General features: G+C 66.1%; 23 protein-coding genes and 1 tRNA gene. 13 read left to right on the top strand and 11 right to left on the bottom strand.

The genetic code is table 11. From position 1 onward, the window contains the following. Positions 1-160 precede the first annotated feature (160 nt). The 9 genes from ffh to rpmE all read left to right on the top strand — a co-directional run bounded on the left by ffh (position 161) and on the right by rpmE (position 5314). Positions 161-1672 carry a signal recognition particle protein gene (gene ffh / locus PMES_RS03555; RefSeq protein ID WP_159964139.1) on the top strand — a complete coding sequence of 504 codons (1512 nt, stop codon included), beginning with the start codon at positions 161-163 and terminating at the stop codon, positions 1670-1672. Further along, positions 1669-2196 (top strand): GNAT family N-acetyltransferase, encoded by a 528-nt coding sequence (locus tag PMES_RS03550; RefSeq protein WP_159964138.1) that lies wholly within the window; start codon positions 1669-1671, stop codon positions 2194-2196. The genes ffh and PMES_RS03550 overlap by 4 nt, the downstream gene beginning before the upstream one ends. Beyond that, positions 2193-2510: a chorismate mutase gene (locus tag PMES_RS03545; protein ID WP_159964137.1), complete on the top strand. Its 318-nt coding sequence runs from the start codon at positions 2193-2195 to the stop codon at positions 2508-2510. Before PMES_RS03550 ends, PMES_RS03545 begins: the two co-directional genes overlap by 4 nt. Position 2511: 1 nt before the next feature. After that, complete coding sequence (gene rpsP / locus PMES_RS03540; protein ID WP_159964136.1) at positions 2512-2865, top strand: 30S ribosomal protein S16; 354 nt, start codon at positions 2512-2514, stop codon at positions 2863-2865. Positions 2866-2949: 84 nt separating this feature from the next. Next, positions 2950-3459 (top strand): ribosome maturation factor RimM, encoded by a 510-nt coding sequence (gene rimM, locus PMES_RS03535; protein ID WP_159964135.1) that lies wholly within the window; start codon positions 2950-2952, stop codon positions 3457-3459. 124 nt (positions 3460-3583) lie between these two features. Further along, on the top strand, positions 3584-3745 hold the full coding sequence (locus PMES_RS03530; RefSeq protein WP_159964134.1) for a DUF1328 family protein: 162 nt from the start codon (positions 3584-3586) through the stop codon (positions 3743-3745). Between the two features lie 59 nt (positions 3746-3804). Beyond that, positions 3805-4638, top strand: coding sequence for a tRNA (guanosine(37)-N1)-methyltransferase TrmD (trmD, locus tag PMES_RS03525; RefSeq protein WP_159964133.1), 834 nt, complete (start codon positions 3805-3807; stop codon positions 4636-4638). 53 nt (positions 4639-4691) lie between these two features. Further along, on the top strand, positions 4692-5078 hold the full coding sequence (rplS, locus tag PMES_RS03520; RefSeq protein ID WP_159964132.1) for a 50S ribosomal protein L19: 387 nt from the start codon (positions 4692-4694) through the stop codon (positions 5076-5078). 14 nt (positions 5079-5092) lie between these two features. Continuing rightward, positions 5093-5314, top strand: a complete 222-nt coding sequence (rpmE, locus tag PMES_RS03515) for a 50S ribosomal protein L31 (RefSeq protein WP_159964131.1) — start codon at positions 5093-5095, stop codon at positions 5312-5314. 85 nt (positions 5315-5399) lie between these two features. Here the strand turns inward: rpmE and PMES_RS03510 are convergent. Then, positions 5400-5484 (bottom strand) — tRNA-Leu (locus tag PMES_RS03510). Positions 5485-5703: 219 nt separating this feature from the next. Here PMES_RS03510 and PMES_RS03505 point away from each other — a divergent pair. Next, on the top strand, positions 5704-6513 hold the full coding sequence (locus tag PMES_RS03505) for a division plane positioning ATPase MipZ (protein WP_159964130.1): 810 nt from the start codon (positions 5704-5706) through the stop codon (positions 6511-6513). A gap of 88 nt (positions 6514-6601) precedes the next feature. Here the strand turns inward: PMES_RS03505 and PMES_RS03500 are convergent, their stop codons facing one another. Further along, positions 6602-7462: a hypothetical protein gene (locus PMES_RS03500; RefSeq protein ID WP_159964129.1), complete on the bottom strand. Its 861-nt coding sequence runs from the start codon at positions 7460-7462 to the stop codon at positions 6602-6604. A 152-nt stretch (positions 7463-7614) separates the two neighbouring features. Then, a complete protein-coding gene (locus PMES_RS03495; RefSeq protein ID WP_159964253.1) occupies positions 7615-7971 on the bottom strand; it encodes an H-type lectin domain-containing protein in 357 nt (118 codons plus the stop codon). Positions 7972-8107: 136 nt separating this feature from the next. Here PMES_RS03495 and PMES_RS03490 point away from each other — a divergent pair, with 136 nt between their 5' ends. Continuing rightward, entirely contained in the window at positions 8108-9226 is a 1119-nt protein-coding gene (locus PMES_RS03490) for a helix-turn-helix transcriptional regulator (protein ID WP_159964128.1), read from the top strand. Positions 9227-9635: 409 nt separating this feature from the next. Here PMES_RS03490 and PMES_RS03485 read toward each other — a convergent pair whose 3' ends face one another. From PMES_RS03485 to PMES_RS03455, 7 genes are all read right to left on the bottom strand, one after another. Next, the gene (locus tag PMES_RS03485) at positions 9636-10073 is read right to left on the bottom strand and encodes a F0F1 ATP synthase subunit epsilon (RefSeq protein WP_159964127.1); all 438 of its coding nucleotides are present in this window, start codon (positions 10071-10073) and stop codon (positions 9636-9638) included. A 9-nt stretch (positions 10074-10082) separates the two neighbouring features. Then, complete coding sequence (atpD, locus tag PMES_RS03480) at positions 10083-11507, bottom strand: F0F1 ATP synthase subunit beta (protein ID WP_159964126.1); 1425 nt, start codon at positions 11505-11507, stop codon at positions 10083-10085. 64 nt (positions 11508-11571) lie between these two features. Next, positions 11572-12615, bottom strand: coding sequence for a glycosyltransferase (locus PMES_RS03475; protein WP_159964125.1), 1044 nt, complete (start codon positions 12613-12615; stop codon positions 11572-11574). A gap of 7 nt (positions 12616-12622) precedes the next feature. Continuing rightward, on the bottom strand, positions 12623-13498 hold the full coding sequence (locus PMES_RS03470; RefSeq protein ID WP_159964124.1) for a F0F1 ATP synthase subunit gamma: 876 nt from the start codon (positions 13496-13498) through the stop codon (positions 12623-12625). 22 nt (positions 13499-13520) lie between these two features. Continuing rightward, positions 13521-15056: a F0F1 ATP synthase subunit alpha gene (atpA, locus tag PMES_RS03465; protein ID WP_159964123.1), complete on the bottom strand. Its 1536-nt coding sequence runs from the start codon at positions 15054-15056 to the stop codon at positions 13521-13523. Further along, positions 15056-15622 carry a F0F1 ATP synthase subunit delta gene (locus PMES_RS03460; protein WP_159964122.1) on the bottom strand — a complete coding sequence of 189 codons (567 nt, stop codon included), beginning with the start codon at positions 15620-15622 and terminating at the stop codon, positions 15056-15058. Before PMES_RS03460 ends, atpA begins: the two co-directional genes overlap by 1 nt. Positions 15623-15944: 322 nt before the next feature. After that, positions 15945-16691, bottom strand: a complete 747-nt coding sequence (locus PMES_RS03455; protein WP_159964121.1) for a class I SAM-dependent methyltransferase — start codon at positions 16689-16691, stop codon at positions 15945-15947. 65 nt (positions 16692-16756) lie between these two features. On the opposite strand from PMES_RS03455, the gene gloB reads away from it, so the two are divergent. Together gloB and clpA are read left to right on the top strand one after the other, a co-directional pair. Then, the gene (gene gloB, locus PMES_RS03450) at positions 16757-17527 is read left to right on the top strand and encodes a hydroxyacylglutathione hydrolase (protein ID WP_159964120.1); all 771 of its coding nucleotides are present in this window, start codon (positions 16757-16759) and stop codon (positions 17525-17527) included. Between the two features lie 172 nt (positions 17528-17699). Beyond that, complete coding sequence (clpA, locus tag PMES_RS03445; protein ID WP_159964119.1) at positions 17700-20021, top strand: ATP-dependent Clp protease ATP-binding subunit ClpA; 2322 nt, start codon at positions 17700-17702, stop codon at positions 20019-20021. Positions 20022-20152: 131 nt separating this feature from the next. On the opposite strand, the gene PMES_RS03440 is transcribed toward clpA, so the two are convergent. Continuing rightward, a complete protein-coding gene (locus tag PMES_RS03440) occupies positions 20153-22477 on the bottom strand; it encodes a peptidoglycan -binding protein (protein WP_159964118.1) in 2325 nt (774 codons plus the stop codon). Positions 22478-22479: the final 2 nt, after the last annotated feature.

Raw genomic sequence — 22479 nt, 5'->3', positions numbered from 1 at the left:
AGCTCCCGCTCCAGTTCCCGGAAGTTTCATGGCTTCCGGTCCCCGCGCCTTTGCGGGGATCGCCCCCCACCAGCGCGTTGCGCCCGTGGGGGCGATTGGCATTTGCCGGATCCGTCCCCATCCGCGGATCCTCACGTGTAACGGGCGAAGGAGCCGCGCGATGTTCGAGAACCTGTCAGACCGCCTGTCCGGTGTCTTCGACCGCCTTACCAAGCAGGGGGCGCTGTCGGACGAGGACGTGAAGACGGCACTGCGCGAGGTGCGTGTCGCCCTTCTGGAAGCGGACGTGTCGCTGCCGGTCGCGCGCGATTTCGTCAAGGCGGTGCAGGACAAGGCCACCGGCCAGGCCGTCACCCGCTCCGTCACCCCCGGCCAGCAGGTCGTCAAGATCGTCCATGACGAGCTGGTCCACGTGCTTGCCGGCGAGGATGCCGAACCGGGCAAGCTGCGTATCGACAATGCTCCCGCGCCGATCCTGATGGTCGGCCTCCAGGGGTCCGGCAAGACGACGACGACGGCCAAGCTCGCCCGCCGCCTGAGCCAGCGCGACAAGAAGCGCGTCCTGATGGCCTCGCTGGATACCAACCGCCCCGCCGCGATGGAGCAGCTCGCGATCCTGGGCCAGCAGATTGGCGTCGACACCCTGCCCATCATTGCCGGCGAGACCCCGGTGCAGATCGCCAAGCGCGCGAAGCAACAGGCAACGCTCGGCGGCTATGACGTCTACATGCTCGATACCGCCGGCCGGCTGCATATCGACGAGGAGCTGATCGCGCAGGCCGCCGAGGTGCGCGATGTCACCAACCCGCGCGAGACGCTGCTGGTCGTCGATGGCCTGACCGGTCAGGACGCGGTGAACGTCGCCACGAATTTCGACGAGAAAATCGGCGTCAGCGGCGTCGTCCTCACCCGGATGGATGGCGACGGGCGCGGCGGCGCGGCGCTCTCGATGCGCGCGGTGACGGGCAAGCCGATCAAGTTCGTGGGCCTTGGCGAGAAGATGGACGCGCTCGAGACCTTCGAGCCCGAGCGCATCGCCGGCCGGATCCTCGGCATGGGCGACATCGTGGCCCTCGTCGAGAAGGCGCAGGAGACGATCGAGGCCGAGCAGGCCGAGCGCATGATGAAGCGCTTCCAGAAGGGTCAGTTCAACATGAACGATCTGAAGATGCAGCTCGAGCAGATGCTCAAGATGGGCGGCATGGAAGGGCTGATGGGCATGATGCCCGGCATGGGCAAGATGGCCAAGCAGGTGCAGGATTCGGGCTTCGACGATTCGATCCTGAAGCGTCAGATCGCCCTGATCCAGTCGATGACCAAGAAGGAGCGCGCCAACCCCGCCCTGCTGCAGGCAAGCCGCAAGAAGCGGATCGCCAAGGGTGCCGGGATGGAAGTCGCCGAGCTCAACAAGCTCCTCAAGATGCACCGCCAGATGGCGGACATGATGAAGAAGATGGGCAAGGGCGGAATGCTCAAGAAGGCCATGGCCGGCATGTTCGGCAAGGGTGGACCGAGCCCCGAACAGATCGAGCAGGCCAAGGCGCAGATGGCTGGCGGGAAGATGCCCGCGGGCCTCGGCGACCTGGGCGGCTTCGGCGGCAAGGGCGGGCTTCCGGGACTTGGCGGCGGCGCCCTGCCGCCCGGCCTGTCGGGCTTCGGCAAGAAGAAATGACGACCAGGCTGCAGATACCGACGGTGACGACCGACCGGTTGCGGCTCGTGCCGCCCTCGGAGGTTCATATTCCGGGCGAGACCGCCTTCTGGGGCGATGCGGAGCGATCGCGCTTCGCGGGGGGACCCATTCCGGCGCATCGGATCTGGCGTCATGTCGCCACCAACCTGGGTCACTGGGCGCTGCGGGGCTACGGGTTCTGGGCGCTGGAGCTGCATGATGGCACCCATGTGGGGATGGCCGGATTGTGGCATCCCGGCGAATGGCCCGAGGCCGAGATCGGCTACAATCTTTATGACGGGTTCGGCGGCAAGGGCTACGCCACCGAAGCCGCCGTCGCCGCGCGCGCCCATGCCTTCGACAAGCTCGGTTTCGAGCGGATCGCGAGCTTCATCCACCCCGACAACATCGCCAGCCAGGCGGTTGCGCGCAGGATCGGCGGAACACGCAGCGGCCGGACATTCCGCCCCAACCCCGACGACACGCCGGTCGAGATCTGGCATTATGAACGGAGCCGGCCATGAGCGACATCTCCGACAAGACGGACGCCTCCCGCGCGGCCGACATCCTGGCGGGACACCGCGCGAGCATCGACAGGCTCGATGCGATCCTCATCTACACGCTGGGCGAGCGGTTCAAGCACACCCAGCAGGTCGGCCGTCTCAAGGCCGAGCACGACCTTCCACCGAGCGATCCGGCACGCGAAGCGCAGCAGATCGCCCGGCTCGAAGCTTTGGCGGGCGAGGCCGATCTCGACCCCGAATTCGCCAAGAAATTCCTGACCTTCATCATCTCGGAGGTCATCCAGCACCACAAGAAAATCTCAGGAGAACAATGATATGGCTATGAAAATCCGTCTCGCCCGCGGCGGCAGCAAGAAGCGCCCCCATTACGCGATCGTCGCCGCCGACAGCCGCATGGCCCGCGATGGCCGCTTCATCGAGAAGCTCGGCACCTACAACCCGCTCCTGCCCAAGGACAGCGAAGAGCGCGTGAAGATGGATGTCGAGCGGGTTCAGCACTGGATCTCGCAAGGCGCGCAGCCGACCGACCGCGTCGCCCGCTTCCTCGAGGCCGCCGGCCTGCGCGAGAAGACCGAGCGCAACAATCCCAACAAGGCGAAGCCCGGCAAGAAGGCCGAAGAGCGCGCCAAGGAAAAGGCCGAGAAGGCCGCCGCCCCCGCCGAGGAGTGATCTCCTCCGACGATCCGCACCGCGCGCGGTGCCGCAACCGGTCCCCCTCGGGGCCGGTCCGCCAATAACAGGAAGGTCGCCCCTGTGAGCGAGGAACTGATCTGCGTCGGCAGCCTTGCCGGTGCCTTCGGCGTGAACGGAGAGGTGCGGCTCAAGAGCTTCTGCGCCGAGCCTTCCGATATCGCGAATTACGGCCCCTTCACTTCCGAGGATGGAAGCGCGCGCATCGACTTGCGCCTGGTCAGGCCGATCAAGTCCGGCTTCGCCGTGCGCATCACCGGCATCGACACGCGCGAGCAGGCCGATGGCCTTGCCGGGACGCGGCTCTTCGCGCCGCGCGGCCGCTTGCCGGAGCTGCCGGATGACGAATTCTACCATGCCGACCTGATCGGGCTCGCGGTCGTCGATACTGGCGGCGCCGCCGTCGGGACGGTCCATGCCGTGCAGAACCACGGCGCCGGGGACCTGCTTGAAATCCGCCGCCCCGAGGGGGCGGATACCGTGCTCCTGCCCTTTACCCGCGCCGTCGTCCCCACGGTCGATATCGGTTCCGGCCGGATCGTGGTCGACCCGCCCGAGGGCGCGCTCGGCTGACCCGTATGGCGGCGCGCCGCCGCGCCGCCACGAGGGCCGGTTCCCCGCGCCATCGCCCCACCGCCGCACGCGGACGGGCGCATCCATGGAGGGCGGCCCGCCCTGCCCCAGTCGAGGAGACACAATGCTCAAACTCATCCTGCTCCTGCTCGTCGTCGCGGCGATCGCGGCCCTTCTGGGCTTCGGCCGGGTTTCCGGCGCGGCCCTGACCGGCGCGAAGATCCTGGTCGGCATCGCCTTGGCCTTCTTCGCCCTGGTGCTTCTGGGCATCGTCGCCCTCACCTGACACGGCCCGCCGCCCCCCCTTGCATGGCGGCGGCTCCCAGCCCCGATCGGACATGTGCCATGACCACCCCCCCTTCGCGCTCCCATGGCCGGCTGAGCATGAACGCCGCCGCGGCGCCGCGCGAGCTGATGACCGATCGCCCGCGCCTTGCTTCGGCGTGGGAGGCCCGCGTCATCACGCTGTTCCCCGAGACGTTTCCCGGCATTCTGGGGGCGTCCCTGACCGGGCGGGCGCTCGATGCCGGGCTCTGGCGGCTCGAGACGATCGACCTGCGCGGCTTCGGCGAGGGGCGCCACCGCAACGTCGATGACACGCCCGCGGGGGGCGGTGCGGGGATGGTGCTGCGTGCGGACGTGGTCGGGCGCGCGCTCGATCATGCCGCGCGGGGCACGCCGCGCAGCCGGGGCGACTGGCCCGTCGTCTATCTTTCGCCGCGCGGCCGGCGCTTCGACCAGGGCATGGCCGAGCGCTTCTCCGCCGCACGGGGGATCACGCTTCTCTGCGGGCGGTTCGAGGGTGTCGATCAGCGTGTTCTCGACGCCTACGAGGTCGAGGAGGTCTCCCTGGGGGATTTCGTGCTGACGGGGGGAGAGATCGCTGCACAGGCCTTGCTCGACGCGACGGTTCGCCTTATACCGCGCGTGCTCGGGAATGAGGCCAGTGCGCAGGAGGAGTCGTTCTCCGATCACCTGCTGGAGCATTCCCAGTATACCCGACCCGCTTTGTGGGAGGGCCGCGAGATCCCCGAGATTCTTCTCTCGGGACATCACGGCCGGATCGACGCATGGCGCCGGGACATGGCCGAAAGGCTGACGAAGGAACGCAGGCCTGATCTCTGGCGGGCTTACTGTGCGGCGCATGGTAGGGACCCGGACGAAGACCGAGAGCTCTGAGGCGGCATCAAACTTCACGGGGCAAACCGTGAGCACAAGAAGGAGCGAATCGGATGAACCTGATCGCAGAACTCGAAGCCGAGCAAGTCGCCGAACTTGCCAAGGACATTCCGGATTTCAAGGCCGGTGACACCATCCGCGTTGGCTACAAGGTCACCGAGGGCACCCGTACCCGCGTGCAGAACTACGAAGGCGTCTGCATCAGCCGCAAGAACGGCGCCGGCATCGCCGGAACCTTCACGGTGCGCAAGATCAGCTTCGGCGAGGGCGTCGAGCGGATCTTCCCGCTGCACTCGACCAATATCGACAGTATCACCGTCATCCGCCGCGGCCGTGTGCGCCGGGCGAAGCTCTATTACCTGCGCGCGCGTCGCGGCAAATCGGCCCGTATCGCCGAGGTCACGAATTACAAGCCCCGCAAAACCGGCGCCGGCGCCTGAAGGAGATCGTCGACATGAAAAAAGATACCCATCCCGAATATCACCTGATCGACGTCAAGATGACCAATGGCGACGTGCTTCAGATGAAATCGACCTGGGGCGCCGAAGGCGACCAGCTCGCGCTCGACATCGACCCCACCGTGCACCCCGCCTGGACCGGCGGAAGCACCCGCCTGCTCGATACCGGCGGCCGCGTGTCGAAGTTCAAGAAGAAATACGAAGGTCTCGGCTTCTGAACGCCGGACATCTCGTTCATTTCGCGAAAGGCGGTCCACCGGGGGCCGCCTTTTTCATGCGTAGGGCGCGCTGGACGGGGGGTGCTGGTGCGGATGGCGGGACTCGAACCCGCACGGCACTGGGCCAGCAAATTTTAAGTTTGCAGTGTCTACCATTTCACCACATCCGCCTGTCATCGACTGATACCGCCGGCGATGGCGCATGCCCACAGAAAATCGGACCGAATGATCGCGCGCGCCCTGAAAGACCGTGTTTGGCGCGAATCCGAACAACATTTCAGCCACGCGGCGCCGCCGTGCCGCCTTGCGGCCGCGAGCCGTCTTTCCATGCCGGCACCCGCTTTCTATAGTCCGCGAAAGCTAGTCGGCGACAGAACCGGGAGACAGGCATGGCGCATATCATCGTTGTGGGAAACGAAAAGGGCGGCAGCGGAAAGTCCACCACCTCCATGCATGTCGCGACCGCGCTCGTGCGTCTTGGGCACCGGGTGGGGGGCATCGATCTCGATTTGCGGCAAAAGAGCTTCGGGCGCTATGTCGAGAACCGGGAAGCCTTCTTGAAGAATTCCCGCCTGGACCTGCCCTCGCCCGAATATCGCGACCTGCCCGAGATCGACCAATCGACGCTCGAGCCGGGCGAGAACCTCAATGACCGGCGCCTGTCGGCCGCCGTCTCCGGCATCGAGCGGGAGGTCGATTTCATCCTGATCGACTGTCCCGGATCGCATACGCGGCTGAGCCAAGTGGCGCATTCACTGGCCGATACGCTGATCACGCCGCTCAATGACAGTTTCGTCGATTTCGACCTCCTGGCCCGGATCGACGGTGAGACGAACCGCATCCTGGGTCCGTCCGTCTATTCGGAAATGGTGTGGAACGCGCGTCAGCTGCGCGCCCAGGCCGGGCTCAAGCCCATTGACTGGATCGTGGTGCGCAACCGTCTCGGCGCCCAGCAAATGCACAACAAGAAGAAGATGGGCGACGCGCTCGAGAACCTCGCCAAGCGGATCGGCTTCCGCGTCGCGCCGGGCTTCTCGGAACGGGTGATCTTCCGCGAGCTGTTTCCGCGTGGCCTGACCCTTCTCGATCTCAAGGATATCGGCGTCGGCGGTCTGAACCTGAGCAATGTCGCGGCGCGGCAGGAGCTGCGCGATCTGATCGGCGCGTTGCAGCTTCCGGGGGTCGAACCCGACTTCTGATCCGCTCGGGCTCCGTCCGTCGCCCGCGTCCGCCGCCCCAGTCCGTCGCCCAAAGCCGCCCTGGCCGTGGCTCGTTCGGTGCGCCGGGTCAGCCGGACTTGCGAACCGGGCGGGGGGTGCTCGTTTCGACCTTGGCGACCGGGGCCGGCTTGATCCGGGAGGCGATTTTCTCGACCGAGCTTTGCGGCCCATAGCGCTGCGGCTTTTGCAACGGATGGATCAGCTCGTTCTGCGCGGCGAGCGGTGCGAAGCGCTTTTGCGCCTTTGCCGAAAGCGGCCTGCGGCTGCGCATGGCCCGCAAGGGCTCGGCATCCTGGCTGCGCGGTGCTCTCTTGCGCCGCTCGATCGCCTGCAAGGCGAGCCCCGCCAAGGCAGCCAGGGCGGCGGCCCAGAAAAGCGGCACGGCTAGGCTGCTTCGATCGGGCCGAAGGAATGCCGCGGCACGTCCCTCAATGAAGGGGCGGATGATCGGTGATCCCGGAAGGATCTCGACCCCGGCCGCGCGCATCTCCGCCCCGATCGTCCGGCGCAGCGTCCAGTCGCGGACGACGCGGCCCCCGAAGCGCACGAGCGGCCCGCCGGGTCGATCCTCCAGCACATCCATGTAGCGCCCTGGCATCTGCGCGAAGGCCGCGGCCGCCTCCTCGGGGATCAGTACGTATCCCCGAGCCACCTTGCGCTCCGGGCGCGGGCGCACCGCGAGAAGCGGCAGCAGCAGGGCGTTGCGCGGCTCGAGCAGGCCGCGATAGGCGATCGGCACCGCGCTCGAAAGGTCGAGCTGCGCGACCATCGCCACCTCGTCCGCCGGCGCGAGATCGAGCTTGGGATGATAGCTCTCCACGTGCACGGCTTGAGGCGGCGCCGCCCGAAGCGCGAGGCGCCGCATCGCGTCCCCTTGGGCGCTGGCATAAAGCGCAAGGACGGCCCCGATCGCGAACAGGAGCGCCATCGCGAACGCCCATCCGGGCGCCGTTATGCATTCCAGCCTTTGGCGAAAGCCCATATCGTGCAAGCTCCGAAAACAATTCCCATAAAATATCGCCATTCATCACGGCAGCAGTATGGCACTGATCGGGAGAGTCTACGTTTGCCCAAAGGCGTTCAGCCCAGGTCCCAATGATCCCAGTCGTCATCCGGCAGGTCGCCGATCGCGAGCCAACTGGCCCGCACACGCGCAATCCGCGTGTCGCCCCATGTGCGAAAGACAATGACGAAGCCCGTGGCGGTGACATCTTCCGCCGCGATATCGGCCCTGGCATTGGTCTGCTGATCGAGATCCCACATCGACATTCCGACCTGGATCGACGGCGGTGATGCGAAGCCTTCGGAAAAGCGCACATGGCGGCGCACCTGGCGTGGCCCCTGCCCGGCCCACATGGGGCCCCCTTCCTCGAAGTCCGAAAAAAGGATGTCGGCTCCCTGGTCGATCCCGATACTGTTGCGATTGAGCCGCTTCATGTCGTTCCGTGCCACCGCGATCCTCTGCATATCGGACATAGAGCACGGGCGACCGTTATGAAAGTGCAGGCATGCGCGAGTGAAATTCTTCCAACTCGCGCAACCAGATAGCAAGAGGCCGCGTTAGTCATTGATAATGCAGGATACGACAGCATATGACGCGCTGATCAACCGTCTGTTCGAGACCACGTTGGACACCGCCGCTTGGGAGGATATTCCCAGGCTGCTCGAGGCACTGGCGCCGGGCGTGCGCACACAGGTCTTCGGCATCGATTCGCAGGATCGCGGCGTAAATATCGCAACCGGCGCTTGGGGTTACGATCCCTATTACGCCGATGCCTTCACTACCCATTATTCGCACCAGAACCCGTGGGCGAAATCCTTCACCACGGCCGAAATCGGCAAGCCAATCAGTGCGGGGGAGATGTATCCCGAGGCGGACCTGCTGCGGACGGAGTTCTATCACGATTGGGTCAGGCCGCAGGAGGACATCCGGGGCGGCGGTGGCATCATCCTCGATCGGACGAAGCGTACCAATCTGTTGATCGGAGGCAACATCCGCCAACGCGACCGCGACAGGATCGAAGCGGACTGGCTCGCCCTGCTGGCGCGGCTCGCGCCTCTCATGCGCCATGCCTGGACCCTCGGGCGGACACTTGCCACGGCGCGGCTGGAGCGTGACCTGCTCGCGGCGCAGCCGGCGGTCGATCCGACGCTGATCCTGCTCGACATCGAGAGGCGCCCGGGCTTCACGAACATGCGCGGCGCGCGAATGCTCGAGGCCGGCGACATCCTGCGCCATGCTCCGGATGGCAGGGTCAGCTTTCGCGACGATCAGGCGCAAAGGCGTCTGGCTGCGCTCAGCCGGTCGCGCCCAACCCCTTACCGTGCCGCCGATTTCCTCCTGCCCGGTGGCCGCGGGCAGCGTGTCAGGATGAGCCATTTCGATCCCGCCGGCATCTCCTCCCCGGCCCTTGCCCTGATGCTGGACATCTCGCGTCCCGGTGTTCTGGTCGTGCTCTCGGATGATCGGAACGACCTGTCGCCTCGGGATGTCGCCGTGACGCTGGGACTGACAGGCGCCGAAGGGGAAGTGGCCTTCGCACTTTACTCGGGGCGCGGCACCGATGAGATCGCACAGGCCCGCGGGGTTGGCCCCGGAACCGTGCGCAACCAGCTCAAGTCGATCTTCGTCAAGACGGGGACCGGCCGGCAAAGCGAGTTGGTCAGCCTGATCGCGGCACTGGCACGCTGATCCCGTTCAGCCTTGGGCGGGTATACGGGGGGCATCTGTAATGCCCCCCGCGCGGCATTCCTGCGCGGTCGATGGCAGGATCTCCCGCACCGACGCCGGGCCGTCAATCATCGACCAGCAGGTTCGCGTTCTTTCAAATGACTGCTCGGATTTCGTGGTCTGTTACATGCCGAAAATGCGGCGGAACTCGTACGGATGCGAAACCTGGCTTCTCTCAAATCCATGACAAAGGGACATATGCAGGACTGCGATACACCTCGGTCACACTGATGTTCTCTCACCCCGCGCTTGCGCAGGCATGTCCCAAATGGGCCATGAGGCACAAAAACCTTAACTTTTAGCTATGTGCCTGAACACGAAAGGGCGGCTCCGAAGAGCCGCCCTTTCACGTCTTGCTGAATGCCGTGGATCAGAGATTGGACTGCTTCGTGGAGAGCCCGATTTCCGTTCCCATCGCGACCATGTCAGCGAGCAGCTTGGCCGCATCATCGACGGGGCCGGGCTCGTTCTTGAAGGTCTCGCGCGCCTTGTCATGTGCCGCGGCCGCATCGGCGACCATGCGGTCGATATGCTCTTGCGTCATGTTCTCGCGGCTGATGCTTTCCTCCGCCAGCACCGTGACCCCTTCGGATCCGATTTCGGCAAAGCCGCCGGTCACGACGAATTCGCGGAGCCCGTCGGGACCCTCGACCCGCAGGACGCCCGGACGCAGGGTGGTGATGGTGGGGGCATGATCGGCCATGGCCGTCATGTCGCCATCCGCACCCGGGATCTGGACCGAGCTTGCCTGGAACGCGGCAACGCTGCGCTCCGGGCTGACGAGGTTGAACTGCATCGTGTCGGCCATGCTTCCTCCTTACGCCGCGTCCGCGGCCATTTTCTCGGCTTTGGCTTTCACTTCCTCGATACCGCCGACCATCAGGAAGGCGCCTTCGGGGAGGTGATCATATTCGCCGGCAACCACGGCTTTGAAGGAGGTGATGGTCTCCTCCAGCGGAACCTGCTTGCCGTCGGAGCCGGTGAATACCTTGGCCACGTCGAAGGGCTGGCTGAGGAAACGCTGCACCTTGCGGGCGCGCGAAACGGTCAGCTTGTCCTCTTCCGAAAGCTCGTCCATGCCGAGAATGGCGATGATGTCCTGCAGCGACTTGTAGCGCTGAAGGATGTTCTGCACATCGCGCGCGACCTGGTAATGCTCCTCGCCGACGACCGAGGGGTCGAGGATGCGCGAGGTGCTGTCGAGCGGGTCGACGGCCGGGTAAATGCCGATCTCGGAGATCGCACGGTTGAGCACGGTCGTCGCGTCGAGGTGGGCAAAGGAGGTCGCCGGCGCGGGGTCGGTCAGGTCGTCGGCGGGCACGTAGATCGCCTGAACCGAGGTGATCGAGCCGGCCTTCGTCGAGGTGATCCGCTCCTGCAGGGCACCCATGTCGGTGGCCAGCGTCGGCTGGTAGCCCACGGCGGAGGGGATGCGGCCCAGAAGCGCCGAAACCTCGGAGCCGGCCTGGGTAAAGCGGAAGATGTTGTCCACGAAGAACAGCACGTCGGAGCCGGACTGGTCGCGGAACTGCTCGGCGAGGGTCAGGCCGGTCAGGGCGACGCGGGCACGGGCTCCCGGAGGCTCGTTCATCTGACCGTAGACGAGGGCCACCTGGCTGTCCTGCAGGTTCTCGGGGTTGATGACGTTCGACTCGATCATCTCGTGATAGAGGTCGTTCCCCTCACGGGTCCGCTCGCCCACGCCGGCGAAGACCGAGTAGCCCGAGTGCACCTTGGCGATGTTGTTGATCAGTTCCATGATCAGGACCGTCTTGCCAACGCCGGCGCCGCCGAAGAGGCCGATCTTGCCGCCCTTGGAATAGGGGCAAAGCAGGTCGATGACCTTGATCCCGGTCACGAGGATCTCGGAGCTGGTCGCCTGGGCCGCGAAGTCGGGCGCGGGCTGGTGGATGGAGCGGCGCTCTTCGGTCTCGATCGGGGCACCCTCGTCCACCGGCTCGCCGATGACGTTGAGGATCCGGCCGAGCGTGGCGTTTCCGACCGGCACCATGATCGGGCCGTCCGTGTCGGTCACCTGGGCACCGCGAACGAGACCCTCGGTCGCGTCCATGGCGATGGTGCGGACGGTGTTCTCGCCAAGATGCTGCGCGACTTCCAGGATCAGGCGGTTGCCGTTGTTGGTCGTCTCGAGCGCGTTCAGGATCTCGGGAAGGTGGTCGTCGAACTGAACGTCCACCACGGCCCCGATGACCTGGGTCACTCTGCCTTTTGCATTTGCCATAAGGTGTCCTCTTTTTGGCTGTCCCGAGGCCGTCGGCCGGGAAATTTGGTGTTACCGTACCACGCTAGTGAACCGGCGACGGGGCCTCATGCCGACCGGTGACGCCGTCCAGAACCTGCACGAGGTTCCGGCCGGCGGCCGCGTCGGAATACTGCTCCATCCATCGTCGATGCGCCCGCCCCGCGAGGGCCGTCCGCATCTCGTCGTCATCCAGCAAACGCGCGAGCGCCTTGGCGAAGGCATCCGCGTCATCCGCCGGAACGAGAACGGCGCTGACGCCATCCTCGAGATAATCCTGCGTCCCGGCCCCGGCGGTCGCCACGATCGGAACGTTCAGCGCCATGGCCGCGAGGAAGGTCACCTGCCCCGATGCCTCGGCCGACGCATCGAGCGGCACGGCCATCACAGAGGCGCCGGCGGCAAGATCGCGGCATTCCGCAAGGGTCAGTCCCGAGCGCAGCTCGACATTGGACGGGATGTCCAGCCCCTCGAGAAGCGCCGGTTTCGCAATCACGATGACCTTGCGGCCGAGGTCGCGGACGGCCCGCATCAGCAGACCGTAATCGCGCCCGGCCGAGCCCATCGCGATGACATAGCCGCTCCCGGCTTCGGGAACCGGCGCCGCGTTGATATCCCCCTGCTGAAGCGGCACGAAGAGCAGCTTCTCCTCGCTGAGCCCGAAGGCCTTCGCGTAATAGGGGATCTCGGAACGCGAATGGGTGACGAGCCGTGCGGCGGCGCGCAGGACCCGCCCAGCGGCCGGCGCGAGGCGCGACCGGCTTGCCGGACCGAAGTTGAAGGTCCAGCCCACGACCCGCGTGCGCCGCCGCAGCAGCAGCTTCCACAGGCAGCAGGCGAAGATCAGCGGCGGAAAGTTCGCGACAACCACGTCGTAGTCGCGCGACATTCCCTCGTAGGATTGCCGGAAATGGCTGCGCCATTCGCCGAGCGTGGTCGTCGAGCCGCGCTTGTGCCAATCGTCGCCGCGGGCGCCGCGCTTGACCTTCTCGAAGACATACCCCGCGTCCGGATCGACGAAATCGTCGATCCAGCGCGAATTCCCGGCCACGTAATGGCTGGGATGCAATATGCCCACACGGATCGTCATTACGCGCTCACAGGGCCTCTGCGCCGGAGATGATCTCGATCAGCTCGTTGGTGATGACCGCCTGACGGGTACGGTTGAACTCGATCGTCAGGTCATCGATCATTTCGCCGGCGTTGCGGGTCGCGTTGTCCATGGCGCTCTGACGGGCGCCCTGTTCGCTGGCCGCGTTCTCGAGCAGCGCCGCGAAGATCTGTGTCGCCACGCCGCGCGGGAGCAGGTCGGCGAGAATGCCTTCCTCGCTGGGCTCGTAATCGTAGAGCATGCTCGCCGCGTCGCCCTCCGCCTCGTCGAACTTGGCGGGGATGATCTGCTGCTCGGTCGGGATCTGGCTGACCACGTTCTCGAAGCGGCTGTAGAAGATCGAGGCCACGTCGAACTCGTTGTCGTCGAAACGCGACAGGACATCACGCGCGATGTCCTGCGCATTGGAATAGCCGATCCGCTTCACTTCGCTCAGGTCGATATGCCCGACCAGCTTGTCCCCGTGATCGCGGCGCAGCTGATCGCGGCCCTTCTTACCGACCGTGAGGATCTTGACCGTCTTGCCCTGCCCCGTGAGGCGGGAGATGGCCTGACGGGCCTTCTTCACGATCGACGAGTTGAAGCCGCCGCAAAGACCGCGCTCGGCAGTCATCACGACCAGCATATGCACGTCGTCACGGCCCGTCCCGGCAAGCAGCCGGGGCGCGCTGTCGCTTCCGGCCACGCTGGCCGAAAGCTGTCCCATGACCGCGCTCATCCGCTCGGCATAGGGCCGGGCGGCTTCGGCGGCATCCTGGGCGCGGCGCAGTTTCGCGGCCGCGACCATCTGCATGGCCTTCGTGATCTTGCGGGTCGACTTGACCGACTCGATCCGGTTCTTCAGGTCCTTCAGGTTAGCCATCTAGGGTATCCTTTCCGGGGCCTCAGGCGAAGTCGGCGGCGAATTCGTCCAGCGCTGCCTTGATGCGGTCGGCGGCGTCGCCCTTGATCTTCGGATCCTCGTTGGTGATCCAGTCGAGAAGATCGCGATGCTTGGTCCGCAGGTGGTTCAGTAGACCCTGCTCGAAGCGTCCGACCTTCTTGACGTCGACCTTGTCGAGATAGCCGTTGGTGCCCGCGAAGATGACGCAGACGATCTCGGCATTGGTCAGCGGCGAGTATTGCGGTTGCTTCATCAGCTCGGTCAGACGCGCGCCGCGGTTCAGCAGTCGCTGGGTCGAGGCGTCGAGGTCGGAGCCGAACTGCGCGAAGGCAGCCATCTCGCGGTACTGCGCAAGCTCGAGCTTCACCGGGCCGGCGACCGACTTCATCGAATTGGTCTGAGCGGAGGAGCCGACGCGGCTCACCGACAGGCCGGTGTTCACGGCCGGACGGATACCCTGGTAGAAGAGCTCGGTCTCGAGGAAGATCTGACCGTCGGTGATCGAGATCACGTTGGTCGGGATGAAGGCCGACACGTCGCCGCCCTGCGTCTCGATAATCGGCAGCGCGGTGAGCGATCCGTTGCCATAGGCGTCGCCCAGCTTGGCCGAACGCTCCAGCAGGCGGGAGTGGAGGTAGAACACGTCGCCCGGATAGGCTTCGCGGCCGGGCGGACGGCGCAGGAGCAGGGACATCTGCCGGTAGGCCACGGCCTGCTTGGAGAGGTCATCGTAGATGATGAGGGCGTGACGACCGTTGTCGCGGTAATATTCGGCCATCGCGGTTGCGGCGTAGGGCGCAAGGAACTGCATCGGCGCAGGGTCCGAAGCGGTGGCCGCGACGATCGTGGTATATTCGATCGCGCCGGTTTCCTCGAGCTTCTTGACCAGCTGCGCGACGGTCGAGCGCTTCTGGCCGATCGCCACGTAGATGCAGTAGAGCTTGTCGCCCTCGTTGCTGGCCGCATCGTTGTAGGATTTCTGGTTCAGGATCGTATCGAGCGCCACGGCGGTCTTGCCGGTCTGGCGATCGCCGATGATCAGCTCGCGCTGGCCGCGGCCGATCGGGATCATCGCGTCGACGGCCTTCAGGCCGGTGGCCATCGGCTCATGGACCGACTTGCGCGGGATGATGCCCGGCGCCTTCACGTCGGCGACGCGGCGCTCGGCAGCTTCGATCGGACCCTTGCCGTCGATCGGGTTGCCCAGGCCGTCGACAACACGGCCCAGAAGCGCGTCACCGGCCGGAACGTCCACGATGGAGTTCGTGCGCTTGACGGTGTCGCCTTCCTTGATGTCCCGGTCGGAGCCGAAGATCACGATGCCGACATTGTCGCTCTCGAGGTTCAGGGCCATGCCCTGAATGCCGCCCGGGAACTCGACCATCTCGCCGGCCTGCACGTTGTCGAGGCCGTGGACACGGGCAATCCCGTCACCGACGCTCAGCACGCGACCGACTTCGGCGACCTCGGCCTCCTGGCCGAAATTCTTGATCTGGTCCTTGAGGATCGCAGAAATCTCGGAAGCTTGGATACCCATTATCCGACCTCTTTCATGGTGTTCTGGAGTGCGTTCAGCTTCGAGCGGATCGACGTGTCGATCATCTTGGAGCCCACTTTGATGACAAGGCCGCCGATGAGCTTTTCATCGACGGACAGGTTGATGTTCACATCCCGGCCGATGGAGGCCTTGAGCGACTGTGCGAGACGCGCGCGCTGCGCATCGTCGAGCGGGCTCGCGGCCCTGACCTCGGCCGTCACCTCGCCGCTCGCCTCGGCGATCAGCTCGCGCAGCGTGCGCAGCATCGCGGGAAGCACGAAGAGACGGCGCTTGGAGGCCATGAGCCTGAGCGTGTTGCTCAGCATCTGGCTCAAGCCCATCTTCGAGGCGATCGCCGAGATGGCCGATTGCTGCTCGTCGCGGCTGTAGACCGGAGAGGAGATCAGCTCGCGCAGATCGGCACTCTGGTCGAGTGCCTCCGCGAGGCTGTCTACTTCCGACCGGAGCTGCGAGAGCGCACCGTCATCTTTGGCCAGCTCGAAGATGGCCGTGGCATAGCGCTTGGCAATGCCGGTTGAAATCGAAGCTGGTTCGGACACGTCCACCCTTTCGATGTCTTGTTCGCCTCCAGATGCGCAAAGCGCATATCAAGGCATCGTTGGACACATGCCTCACGGGCACGTCATCAAAATCGAAGGTGATCTAGCAGAGCTTCTTGCACCCCGCAACCGCCTAAGACCATGGATGGACCATCGGCTCTATCTGTTAGCGCAAGGCAGCGGCGGGGCCACGCGGCGGCGCGAAGCGGCACGCGCCGGGCGGGCCGGGTCCGAACGGTGTCCGGCGGCGCGGGACGCGCGGGATACGCCGCTTCCCCGGCGGCACGGACGGGCCGGCATCCGCGCATCCCCGCCCGCGCGGGACGGCTCAGACCGGGTGTGCGCCCGGCGCGCCGATCCCGTCCAGCACGCGCAGGGGGCGCGCGGCGCGCACGCGGCGGCCGGGTCCGGCGGCGGCCGTCACCTGCTTGACCGCCTCGACCATGATCACGCCGCCCGCGAAATGCCCGGTGATGCGGCTGCCGGAGCGTTCGAGGAGCGGGCCCGCGCGCATCCAGTACCGCTTCTCCGAAGGCGGCTGGAACAGCGCGGCAACATGCCGCTCCGGCAAGAAGCGATGCTCCTTGAGCTGTGCCTCGAGCTGCCCGAGCGAATAGGGGCGCCCGAAACCGAACGGCGTTCTGTCGCTGCGCGTCCACAGGCCTGCCCTGTTGGGAACGATGAAGAGTGCCCGCCCTCCCGGACCCAGCACCCGCCAGCATTCCTCGAGCAGGCCCGACGGATCCTCGCTCGTCTCGAGCCCGTGCAGCACCACCAGCTTGTCGGCCAGCCCCGTCTGCAGGGGCCAGAGCCTCTCCTCGCACAGAACCGACAGGTTCGGCTGGCCCGCAGGCCAGGGCATCACCCCCTGCGGGCCCGGCATCAGCCCGATCACCCGGCGCGCCTGCCCCAGGTAGGGCCGCAGCAGCGGCACCGCGAAGCCGAAGCCCACGACGCTTTGCCCCTGCGCCTCCGGCCAGAGCCCCTGCACCTGGTCGCGGATCGCCTTCTGGGCCGCGCGCCCGAGCCGGGTGCGGTAGTAGAAGGCGCGCAGATCCAGCACATCGAGATGCATTGCGGGTGCCGTGTCCTTCTGTAGACTCCAAAACTCGCGCACAGGATTAGAACGGAATTCCACATATGTCTTGCAAGATCCTCACCATTCCCTGCCTCAGTGACAACTATGCCTTCGCGCTGCATCACGAACAGACGGGCCGCACCGCGATCATCGACGCCCCCGAGGCCGGCCCGATCATCACCGCCCTGCGGCAGGCAGGCTGGCAGGCGGACGAGCTGTGGATCACCCATCATCACGCCGACCATATCGACGGTACGGCGGCCTTGCGCGATGCGTTCCCGGACCTGACGGTGGTTGGCGCGGATGCCGATGCCCACCGCCTGCCCCCCCTCGACCGCGCGGTGGCCGCCGGCCAGAGCTTCGAGTTCGCCGGCGAGCGGGTCGAGGTGATCGACGTGTCGGGCCACACGGTGGGGCATATCGCCTTCCATGTGCCGGCGGCGGAGGCGGCCTTCACCGCCGACAGCCTCATGGCACTGGGCTGCGGGCGGCTGTTCGAGGGCGACGCGCCGATGATGTGGCGCAGCCTGTCGCGCCTCGCCGCCCTGCCCCCCGGGACGCTGATCTGCTCGGGCCACGAATATACCCAGGCCAATGCCCGCTTCGCGCTCACCATCGAGCCTGGGAATGACGCGCTGCGCGACCGGGCGGACCGGATCGATGCCGCGCGGCGGGCGGGCGAGCCGACCGTTCCCTCCCGTCTGGATGAGGAAATGGCCACCAATCCGTTCCTTCGGGCGGGCTTGCAGACGGTCAAGGACGCCATATCTATGAGCCATGCAAGCGATGCCGAGGTCTTTGCCGAGATCAGGGCCCGCAAGGACCGGTTCTGAGCGACCGATCTCCGTCCGCCTTGCATCTTTTCTGCGTCTCACGAGAAACGTGACCGTGTTTGCGCAGAAAGAACTTGAAGCATGTGCGCAAAACACCAAGCTTTAAGATCAAGAGCCCACGTTGGACGGGGGGTCCGCCCCCCTCCCGCCCCAGCAAAGAGGAGCACGCAACGTGCCTTCATTTTCGAATACGCTCGAGCAGGCCATTCATGCAGCCCTTGCACTGGCCAATGCCCGCCGTCACGAACTTGCCACCCTCGAGCATCTGCTGCTGGCTCTTACCGATGAGCCGGACGCGGCCCGGGTCATGCAGGCTTGCTCCGTCGACCTCGAGGAGCTCAAGCAGACGCTCGTCGATTTCATCGATGACGACCTCAGCACGCTCGTGACCGACATCGAGGGCTCGGAAGCGGTACCGACCGCGGCGTTCCAGCGCGTGATCCAGCGCGCCGCCATCCATGTCCAGAGCTCCGGACGAACCGAGGTGACGGGCGCGAACGTCCTCGTCGCCATTTTCGCCGAACGCGAATCAAACGCCGCCTATTTCCTGCAGGAGCAGGACATGACGCGCTACGACGCGGTGAACTACATCGCCCATGGTGTGGCCAAGGACCCCTCCTTCGGCGAAAGCCGTCCCGTTACCGGCGCCAGCGATGCCGACGAGGACAGCGCGCAGATCGATGAGGGCGACAAGAAGGAATCGGCGCTCGCCAAGTATTGCGTCGATCTCAACACCAAGTCGCGCAAGGGCGATGTCGATCCGCTGATCGGCCGCGAGCACGAAGTCGAGCGCTGCATTCAGGTTCTGTGCCGCCGGCGCAAGAACAACCCGCTCCTGGTGGGCGATCCCGGCGTGGGCAAGACCGCCATTGCCGAGGGCCTCGCGCGCAAGATCGTGCAGAACGAGGTGCCCGATGTGCTGTCCGGCGCGACCATCTTCAGCCTCGATCTGGGCGCGCTTCTGGCCGGAACCCGTTACCGCGGCGATTTCGAGGAGCGGCTCAAGGCGGTCGTGACCGAGCTTGAGGAGCATCCCGACGCGGTTCTCTTCATCGACGAGATCCACACGGTGATCGGCGCCGGTGCAACCTCCGGCGGCGCGATGGATGCGAGCAACCTGCTCAAGCCCGCGCTTCAGGGCGGCAAGCTGCGCTGCATGGGCTCGACGACCTACAAGGAGTTCCGCCAGCATTTCGAGAAAGACCGCGCCCTGTCGCGCCGTTTCCAGAAGATCGACGTGAACGAACCTTCGGTCGAGGATTCGGTGAAGATCCTCAAGGGCCTCAAGCCCTATTTCGAGGAGCATCACGACATCAAGTACACCGCCGATGCGATCAAGACGGCCGTGGAGCTTTCCGCGCGCTACATCAATGACCGCAAGCTGCCCGACAAGGCGATCGACGTGATCGACGAGGCGGGTGCGGCGCAGCATCTCGTATCCGACAGCAAGCGGCGCAAGACCATCGGGGTCAAGGAGATCGAGGCGGTCATCGCCAAGATCGCGCGCATTCCGCCCAAGAACGTCTCGAAGGACGATGCCGAGGTGCTCAAGGATCTCGAGCCCACTCTCAAGCGCGTCGTCTTCGGACAAGATCAGGCAATCGTCGCGCTCAGCTCGGCGATCAAGCTGGCCCGTGCCGGCCTGCGCGAGCCCGAGAAGCCGATCGGCAACTATCTCTTCGCCGGCCCGACCGGTGTCGGCAAGACCGAGGTGGCCAAACAGCTCGCCGACAGCCTCGGCGTCGAGATGCTGCGCTTCGACATGTCCGAATACATGGAGAAGCACGCCGTTTCGCGCCTGATTGGTGCGCCTCCGGGCTATGTCGGTTTCGACCAGGGCGGAATGCTCACCGACGGGGTGGACCAGCATCCGCATTGTGTCCTGCTTCTCGACGAGATCGAGAAGGCGCATCCGGATGTCTTCAACATCCTTCTGCAGGTGATGGATCACGGCAAGCTGACCGACCATAACGGGCGGGCCGTCGATTTCCGCAACGTGATCCTCATCATGACCTCCAACGCCGGTGCGGCGGAGCAGGCCAAGTCGGCCATCGGTTTCGGCCGCGACCGGCGCGAGGGTGAGGATACGGCCGCGATCGAGCGGACCTTCACGCCGGAGTTCCGCAACCGTCTCGATGCGGTGATCAGCTTCGCGCCGCTGCCGAAATCGGTGATCCTGCAGGTCGTCGAGAAGTTCGTCCTGCAGCTCGAGGCGCAGCTCATGGATCGCAACGTGTCGATCGAGCTGACCGCGCCAGCGGCGGAATGGCTGGGTGAGAAGGGCTATGACGACAAGATGGGCGCACGCCCGCTCGGCCGCGTCATCCAGGAGCACATCAAGAAGCCCCTGGCCGAGGAACTCCTCTTCGGCAAGCTCTCGAAGGGCGGTGTCGTCAAGGTCGGCGTCAAGGATGGCGCGCTCGATCTGCAGATCGATCCGCCCGAGACGCGCAAGCTCTCCTCGCGCAAGCCGCCCCTGCTGACGGCGGATTGAGGCGCGCGCCGGCCGCCATGGCCGGCGCCCCATGATTGCGGGGGACCGTCATCGGCCCGCTGCCCCAGACCGGGGTGGCGGGCCTTTTCTCTGAGCGCTTGTCCTTGCCGAAGGCGCCGACCGGCCTTCGCTCAGCGCTCGGTCAGCTTCAGCTCGATCCTGCGGTTCTGCTGACGCGCCTCCGGTGTGCCGGCCGTGTTGACCGGGCGGAACTCGCCGAACCCGGTCGGCGCCAGGCGCTCGGCGGGAAAGTTCAGATCGCCGCTCATGTAGCGCACCACCGAAAGCGCGCGCGCCAGGCTGAGCTCCCAGTTGTCGCTGAACTGCGAGCTGACCGAGATGGGGACGCTGTCGGTATGCCCGTCCACGCGCACGACCCAGTCGATCTCCTCGGGGATGTCGCTGGCGACCTCGCGCAGCAGATCGGCCACGCGGGCCACCTGCTCCTTGCCCGCCTCGGACAAGGTGGCCGATCCGCTGGGGAAAAGCACCTCCGACGAGAAGACGAAACGGTCGCCCACGATCTGCACGCCCTGCCGGTCGCTCAACAGATCACGCAGCTTGCCGAAGAACTCGGACTGGTAGCTCTCGAGCCGCTGCAATTCGGCCCGCTCGAGCGCGACCCTGCGGCCCTGCTCGGTGCTGGCGCGGGTCTCGGCCTGTGCAAGGGCCTCGCGCAGCGTCTCGATCCTGCTCCTCTGGCGGTCATCCGTCAGATCGGCCGCCTCCAGCGACTCGCCAAGCTCCCTGAGGCTGCGGCGCAGATCGGCAACTTGGAGGTTGAGCGCCTCGATGCGCCGCTGTGCCTCGAGCGAGCTTTTCTTCTCCTCGGCGAGCGCCGTGCGCGCTTGCGTCAGCAGGGCATCGCGAAGCGCCCGGGCGTCGCGTCTCTCCTGACTCTCGCGTTCCGCGGCGAGCTTGGCCGCCAAAGCCGCCCTCAGCTCGTCCTGCAGATCCTCCGCCTCGAATTCCGATCCGCGCAGCGCCGCGATCTCCTCTTGCGCGGCGCGCAGCTCGGCAGCGATGGCGTTCCGCTGCGCGGCCTCGCCGGCCGCCGCACGGCGCAGCTCTTCAAGCGCGCGCTCCGCATCATCAAGACGGCCGCGCGCATCCTCGAGGCTGCCCTCGAAGGAAAGCTTCGCGGCCTGCGCCGCTCCGAGCGCCTCGGACAAGGCACGCAGCTCGGCCTCGCTCTCGCTTTGCCGCGCGAGCGCTTGGGCCAACCGGTCGCGGGCCGCATCGCCGCTGCGCGCAAGCGCATCCGCCCGCTCGAGCGCCGCGCTCAGGGCCGCCTGCGATTGGGCCAGGGCATCGCGTTCCTCGGCCGCGGCGGCGCGGCTACGCTCGAGCTCTTCCTGCGTTCCGGCCTGCTCGCGCACCGCGCGGCTCGCATCCTCCCGCGCGGCATCGCGGGCCAGGAGCGCCTCGGCAAGGCGGTTGTTGAGTGCGGCCATGTCCGCCTCGCCCGCGGCGAGACGCTCCTTCAGAGCGGCGATCTCGTCCTCCCCCGCTTCTTGGGCGAGTATGGCGAGCGCGAGGTTGGTGTCGGCCTCCTCGCGTGCGCGGCGCGTTTGCGTAAGCTCGTCGCGCAAGGTGTCCGACATGCCCAACGCTTCGGTCAGTCGTGCGTCCAGCGTGGCTTCGGCCTGACGCGCGGCGGCAAGCAGGGTCAGCACCTCCTCGGCTTCGCGGCGTTGCTCCTCGAGTGCCAGCGACATGGCGGTGAGCTCGGCATCGGCGTTCTCAAGTCGCGCGCGCAATGCCTCGGCGGCGGCCTGATCGGCAAGACGTTCGGCCTCCTTGGCATCGAGGGCGCCTTCGAGGGTGCCAAGCCGCTGCTCGAGATCCGCCGCACGGGTTTCGCTCTCGTCGCGCGCCTGGCGCAGCTCTGCGGTCAACGCCTCGAGCGCATCGCTACGCGCCGCCGCGAGCCGGGCCGCCTCCGCCTCGGCGTCGATCTCGCCGCGCATCCGTGCCACGGCCATCTCGAGCGCCTCGCGTTCGGACGCCAATTGGTCTTGCGTCTCGCGCAGAACGGCAAGGTCATCGGCACGCGCCACCGCCTCCGCGCGGGCCGTGTCGCGTTCGAGAAGAAGCGCCGCGACGCGCGCCTCGACCCTGTCGATCCGCGTATCCTGCGCATCGCGCTCCGAGGTCAGCGCCGAGATTAGGTCCTCCTGCCCGGCAATCTGCGAGCGCAGCCCGCCGGCCTCGGCGCGCAATGCCGCGTTGCTCTCCCGTGCCAGCCCGAGCGCGGTAGTCAGCCCCGCAAGCTCGTCGCCCAGCGTATCGAGCTCGTTTTCCTGGCCGGAGATTTGCTCGCGCAGGGCGAATTGCACCACCATGAAGATCGTCAGGAGGAACATCATCACCAGAAGCAGCGCGGTCATCGCATCGACGAAACCGGGCCAGATGCTGGAGGAGACGCGCTGCGTGGAGCGGCGTGTCAGTGCCATGG

This window comes from Profundibacterium mesophilum KAUST100406-0324 (genome assembly GCF_009835145.1).
Classification (GTDB): Bacteria; Pseudomonadota; Alphaproteobacteria; order Rhodobacterales; family Rhodobacteraceae; genus Profundibacterium; species Profundibacterium mesophilum.
Note: the sequence above shows the minus strand (reverse complement) of the source record. Positions and strands in the feature narration are given on the sequence as shown.